This is a genomic window from Flavobacterium sp. P1_E4 (assembly GCF_056405915.1).
Genome location: NZ_JBFUBE010000045.1, coordinates 1 through 5,350 on the forward strand (window position 1 = coordinate 1; position 5,350 = coordinate 5,350).

The window sequence follows — 5,350 nt, forward strand, 5'->3', positions numbered from 1 at the left end:
CCAAAGTGATCATAAAAATCAAATTGAAGCTTTCCGTGAGGCTCATTATTTTTTAGATAATATTAGTTTTAATTCTCCTTAGTTTTTTCTATTCTCTATGTTCAAACACATTGGATAATAGTATTCTTTCTTATATATACATTAATTATCTATTTCCTTTTATAAGTGTTGAATCCCTTTTCATTAATATAATTGTATTATGGTCATAGATTATTTTAGTGTATATTCTGAATTTTTTATTATTTGATTCATCACAATAGAATAAAGCAATATTTTCATTTTTATAATTTAGCAAAAAACCCATTTCGGAATCAATTTCATCTTCATTTAAATGATTTTGATAATTAACAAACATTTTTTTTCTATAAAAGAGAGCTGTGAATTTTGATTTCTTATATATTTTTTGATTTTTAATAAAATCATCTATTACTGTTATTAACTTCTCATTAGAATTATTTTCATAATTTGATATCTCATAATAATTAAAAATATTATTTTCATTATATGTTTCATTAATAGGTTCAATCTTTATATCCTTTTGATTACAACTTGCACAACAAATTGTAAATACTAATAAAATTATTCTTAACATTTATTATTTTTTTTTCAAAAGTCCCTTTTAATTCTCTAACAATATCAAGTTTGGTAATGAATGGTTTGTAATCTTTAAAATGTTGCAAGACAAACCAAGCATAAAAAATATCATAATCAAATTTTTCTATGTCTGGATAATCTAARCCAAAGTGATCATAAAAATCAAATTGAAGCTTTCCGTGAGGCTCATTATTTTTTAGATAATATTCAGCTAAAGAAATTTTGTACGACCAAACATCATTTATTTCTATCTTGATACTGATAAAGTATCAGAATCCTTTTTCAACTCTAGTATGAGGTTGTAAGACTCGTATCCAATCACTTTTAATGTTTTCTTCACCCCAGTAGAACAGCACCTGTGTATTTCTTAGGCTTCAGGGTCGCAGTTGTCAATAACCTTGGGATGGGTGTGCCTTTTGAAATAAATTAATGGAATTTTTTGCTAGATATTGATGAAATTTTTAAAATCTCATCAATATCTTTCGGTTTTTCGTCAACACTTACAAATTTTAATTTGGATTGATATTTTGTGTAATAGTATGTAGTTACATTAGAAAAATTCTCTCTGACACCTATAATTGAGTCGAACAAAGTTTTTTTGTTTTTATATAAGTATTCATTATCTGAAGCTCTTTCATTGATTGATCTATTGATAGAGTTATAATATGTTTATTGTTTTGCTTGATTAGTCTTTTGTTAAAGCCATTTTGTCCTGAAACACTTTCTAAAACACCATTTTTATTGTACTTGTAACTAATGTTATAATTAAAAAACGCATCATCTGTTTGGAAATTTCTATTCTTAATTTTCGCACTGATAATCCTAAATTTATTATTTTCTTTCTGATTTCTCCAATTTTTATTTAAAGGTTCAAGTGTTTGAGCATAATCGCCATAACCGTCTTTTAAAAAGAAAGCTAAATCTAGTACTGATTGTTCTTCAAAGATTTTTTGTTTTAAAAAAATGTAAAATTCATTATTTACTGTATATATGTCATTATTGACAATAACATTATTTTGATTAGTAAAAGTTACTTTTATATCCTCTTGTTCTGTACAATAAAATATTATTGAGTGATTATTGATTTTTTTAGACCAAAAAGAGAATTTTTCAGGGTTTTCTTTTTGGCCTTTATTCAATTTATAGATTGTCACTGTGTCGTTCGTTTTTGGAAAAACACCAATAAAATTATTCATTTCTGTATCTTCTTTTTCGATATGAATCTCTTCTAAAATATAAGCAAAAATAAAATTAGCAGTGGTTTTCTTTTGTTTTACAATATTGAAGGACAAAATGAAATAGCTAAAAATTATTAAAATAAATATTTTTCTCACTTCTCTAACAATATATTTTTATACAGAGGAGAAATATATTCATTAATCTCACTCCAATCGAAATGAACTATAAATTCTTGATATCCACTATTTCGATAATTTTTGGTGTCAAATACTGAAAATTCGATACCCGAAATGTGATAGTTTTTATCTGTCATTATTTTAAAGTTTGACAAATCATTTTGTTTTACTGAAAGGTTTTTACTTTGTTCGTTTAATTTGTACCTGATTTTTTTTAAAAGAACTTGTTGTTTTATAAATAAATCCAATCCAATTCTTTTTCCATTATTTAAATCAAAACAATAATATTGAATTCCTTCCCATGGCGATCCATATGATTGTATTCCAATTGATATATTAATAATGTTATTTTTATCGTAGTAAATTTTGTAATCTTCAAATCCTAAATTTGATTCTCGCAATCTATTTTCTATAATACGTTTTGAAAGAGTATCTTTTTTTATTTTGATTCTCTCTTCGGGAGTATTAAAATAGACTTMATCAAAAATGTCATAAGTACTTTGAATTGTTTTATAAATTTTATTTTTTACAAGCTCATTTTTTGAAATTACTTTTAATTCTTGCAATTTAAAATAAGAGTTGTCAATAAAAATTGAATCGTTTAAAATTTTTAAATTTTGACTATTGGTAAATGCAGAAAAAAGTATTATTAATAGGAATTTTTTTTTGATAAAATTAATAGACATCTATTTTTTCTTTAAAATCTTCTTTTAATATCATTTTTAAATCATAGTATGAAATAAATATATTGTTTTCAATTGCAAACATTCCATTTGGAAAGCCATAATTAAAAATATATTTGATCCCTTTTTTTTGAATTGAAAATGTATTCAAATTTTCTTTTTTAAATAAGCTATTTGAATGTATTAGTGATTGATATACATCAGAAGCTTCTAGTTCACTTTTATTTTCTTTATATAATTCATTTAATCTGTTTTTTAATATGGAGTTGCATTTTTTTACTAAATCATTTATTTTATTTTCTTTAATAATATCGTTGGATGCTAAAGTTTTACTATTTATAACGTCGAAATTATAATAATAAGAATCAATATTTATACTTCCCGCAAGTGATTCATAATTCATTGTAATACTTAATATATTACATTTATTAAATGTAACCTTGTAATTTGAGCTAATGAATCCACTAAAATTATGATTGTCATCGCACTCTTTTTTTCGAGAATGAACAGCAATATCTATAAGCTCTTTTGGTTTTATATTTTTTTTTCCAATATCCAAATAATTTAAATAATCAATACATATAGAATTGTTGAAAAAATTAATTTCGTTTTTATCAAATATGTCTGGGAACTCAAAATAGTATTTTTCATTAGTATTCGTACAGGAAGTAGAATCGATTATAGAATGAATTTTTATTGTTGAGTTTTTATTTTTATTTACTTGACATATACAAGAGTTTAAATTAAAAAAAATGAATATTAGTGAATAAATTATATTTGATTTCATTGTTTCTCTTTTATAATCTATTTTTTCTTCATCCCTTTCTTAATTTTATATTCAGTTCCATCAATTCCAGTCGGGAGTGTAGTTTTGTGAATTTCTTTTTTCCCATTCTCATAATGAGTTTCGTCTTTTTCTAAAATCCAATTGTCATGTTTTTTTTTGTAAATATAGATCTCTGTTTCTTCAAAACCATCAATACCAGTCTTCCATTGATAAATCATGATACAGCCTTTTTTATCACATTCAGAAATTTGTATTGAACCATATCCAAGAGAAAGGTTGAGATTAAATATTTTTCCATTTCCTCTTATGATTTTGCATTTGTACGAAATGTCTTTATTTTTAAATTGATCATCAAAAGTGCAATCTTTGTAATACAATGTGTCAATTATAGTGTCATTATCAAAATTGCCTATTATTTTTTTTCCTTTTTGTGAAAAAGCCACAAAACAATTTAGTGAAATTAGCAAATAAAACAATTTCTTTTTAGTCATTATGCTGTTTGAATATTTACATTATCTATTTTCTCGTCATAGCTTTCTTTGTTTTATATTCCGCCCCATCTATTCCTATTGGATTTTTAGGTTTGTAGATTTTATTTTTTCCATCGGAATAAGTGGTAGTTCTTTTTTCTAAAAGCCAATTGTCATATTCTTTTTCGTATCTATAAATTTCAGAAACATCAAATCCCATCATGCCTTCTTTCGTTTGACTCGCTTCTATACATCCTTTTCCACAATTAAAAAAACTAATGCCTTCAAATCCGACGCCTAGATTAAAACTATATTTTTTACCACTACTACATATAATTCGGCACTCATAAATCAGCCCATTAATTGAATCGCTCACGAATTTATACTGTAAAGTATCTTCAATGTTATCATTGTCAAAATAACCTGATTCTTTTTCTTGAGCAAAACCTAAAGAATAATTTAAAATCACTAAAACTAAAATTATAGTTTTTTTAATCATCACATTTTAAAACAAAACTTTATTATCATAGATCCATTGGTTTTTTGCATTCCAGGCTCCTCCACAATCAGTTTGCATTCGATAAACTATTTTTGAATTTTTAATATCAATTATTACACAATTGTAATTTTCATGTAGAACACTATCATTTTGTATATATACATAGCCTTTAATAATATTATCTAAAACAAAATATTTTTTGTTTTTAGATATATTTATTTTTGCTCCACTATAATTAATGTCATCAAAACCTAAAACTTTTTTTAATTTGTTTTTATATAATATTCTCGGTTTTGAATATAAATTATAATCTTTATTATATTTCAGAAAAACTAATTCACAATCATTACTTATTCTTTGAGAAAGAGCATATTTAGATCCATCTTTTTTTTGTGAAAATATAAAAGTTGAAATTAGTAGTGAGATTAACAAATAAAAATGTTTTCTTATCATAATTTAGATTTTAAATCATTATATCTTTTTGTAGCACTTGTCATTGTGTATGAGCCTTCACCTCTTAACGGTCCATAAATATCTAAGATTTCTTCTTCATAAGTAGTAAAATTGGTTCCCCATTCAGAAGGCGTTTTTGAAATTTTAGGATTTTTTTTAAAAAAAGTATCTAAAGCCTCTCCAAAACAATCATCTACTTGTCCTGGTCTATTAACATCATTATCTAATACCAAAGCTTTTCCTAAGTTCGAATTGATAAAAGATGAAATGTTCAATGAGTAACCCACAGGTTTTTTGTCCAAAGAACTATTTAATCGCTTAATAAAATCTTTTATTTGTATAATTTGATAATCGCTATCTTTCATAAGACTTATTATGGGGTCTAACGGTTCGCAATCAACTTTTGTTTTGAATTTACTTTCTTGAAAACCTTCACGAATTTTATTTTTTAGTTCTTTACCTGATAAATCTTTGTATTTAGCTTTATATTTATAACTAGTTCTTATTAC

General features: G+C 24.4%; 9 protein-coding genes. All 9 read right to left on the reverse strand.

Annotated elements, in window-relative coordinates:
* Positions 1-145: 145 nt before the first annotated feature.
* The gene (locus AC1DY0_RS18715) at positions 146-592 is read right to left on the reverse strand and encodes a hypothetical protein (protein WP_477190098.1); all 447 of its coding nucleotides are present in this window, start codon (positions 590-592) and stop codon (positions 146-148) included.
* The gene (locus AC1DY0_RS18720; RefSeq protein ID WP_477190106.1) at positions 543-857 is read right to left on the reverse strand and encodes a DUF3289 family protein; all 315 of its coding nucleotides are present in this window, start codon (positions 855-857) and stop codon (positions 543-545) included. The genes AC1DY0_RS18715 and AC1DY0_RS18720 overlap by 50 nt, the downstream gene beginning before the upstream one ends.
* A gap of 309 nt (positions 858-1,166) precedes the next feature.
* Entirely contained in the window at positions 1,167-1,928 is a 762-nt protein-coding gene (locus AC1DY0_RS18725) for a hypothetical protein (protein WP_477190099.1), read from the reverse strand.
* Complete coding sequence (locus tag AC1DY0_RS18730; RefSeq protein ID WP_477190100.1) at positions 1,925-2,515, reverse strand: hypothetical protein; 591 nt, start codon at positions 2,513-2,515, stop codon at positions 1,925-1,927. The genes AC1DY0_RS18725 and AC1DY0_RS18730 overlap by 4 nt, the downstream gene beginning before the upstream one ends.
* 109 nt (positions 2,516-2,624) lie before the next feature.
* Positions 2,625-3,419, reverse strand: a complete 795-nt coding sequence (locus AC1DY0_RS18735; protein WP_477190101.1) for a hypothetical protein — start codon at positions 3,417-3,419, stop codon at positions 2,625-2,627.
* Positions 3,420-3,436: 17 nt separating this feature from the next.
* Complete coding sequence (locus AC1DY0_RS18740) at positions 3,437-3,910, reverse strand: hypothetical protein (protein WP_477190102.1); 474 nt, start codon at positions 3,908-3,910, stop codon at positions 3,437-3,439.
* Between the two features lie 25 nt (positions 3,911-3,935).
* On the reverse strand, positions 3,936-4,388 hold the full coding sequence (locus tag AC1DY0_RS18745; RefSeq protein ID WP_477190103.1) for a hypothetical protein: 453 nt from the start codon (positions 4,386-4,388) through the stop codon (positions 3,936-3,938).
* Between the two features lie 6 nt (positions 4,389-4,394).
* Entirely contained in the window at positions 4,395-4,841 is a 447-nt protein-coding gene (locus tag AC1DY0_RS18750) for a hypothetical protein (RefSeq protein ID WP_477190104.1), read from the reverse strand.
* Positions 4,838-5,350: hypothetical protein (locus tag AC1DY0_RS18755; protein WP_477190105.1), on the reverse strand; the 513-nt coding region annotated here is incomplete at its 5' end. The genes AC1DY0_RS18750 and AC1DY0_RS18755, both read right to left, overlap by 4 nt.

What these genes read in the sequence shown, in the direction of transcription:
- AC1DY0_RS18715 (WP_477190098.1), bottom strand. Translation starts at nt 592, where the DNA reads ATGTTAAGAATAATTTTATTAGTATTTACAATTTGTTGTGCAAGTTGT.
- AC1DY0_RS18735 (WP_477190101.1), bottom strand. Translation starts at nt 3,419, where the DNA reads ATGAAATCAAATATAATTTATTCACTAATATTCATTTTTTTTAATTTA.
- AC1DY0_RS18740 (WP_477190102.1), bottom strand. Translation starts at nt 3,910, where the DNA reads ATGACTAAAAAGAAATTGTTTTATTTGCTAATTTCACTAAATTGTTTT.
- AC1DY0_RS18745 (WP_477190103.1), bottom strand. Translation starts at nt 4,388, where the DNA reads ATGATTAAAAAAACTATAATTTTAGTTTTAGTGATTTTAAATTATTCT.
- AC1DY0_RS18750 (WP_477190104.1), bottom strand. Translation starts at nt 4,841, where the DNA reads ATGATAAGAAAACATTTTTATTTGTTAATCTCACTACTAATTTCAACT.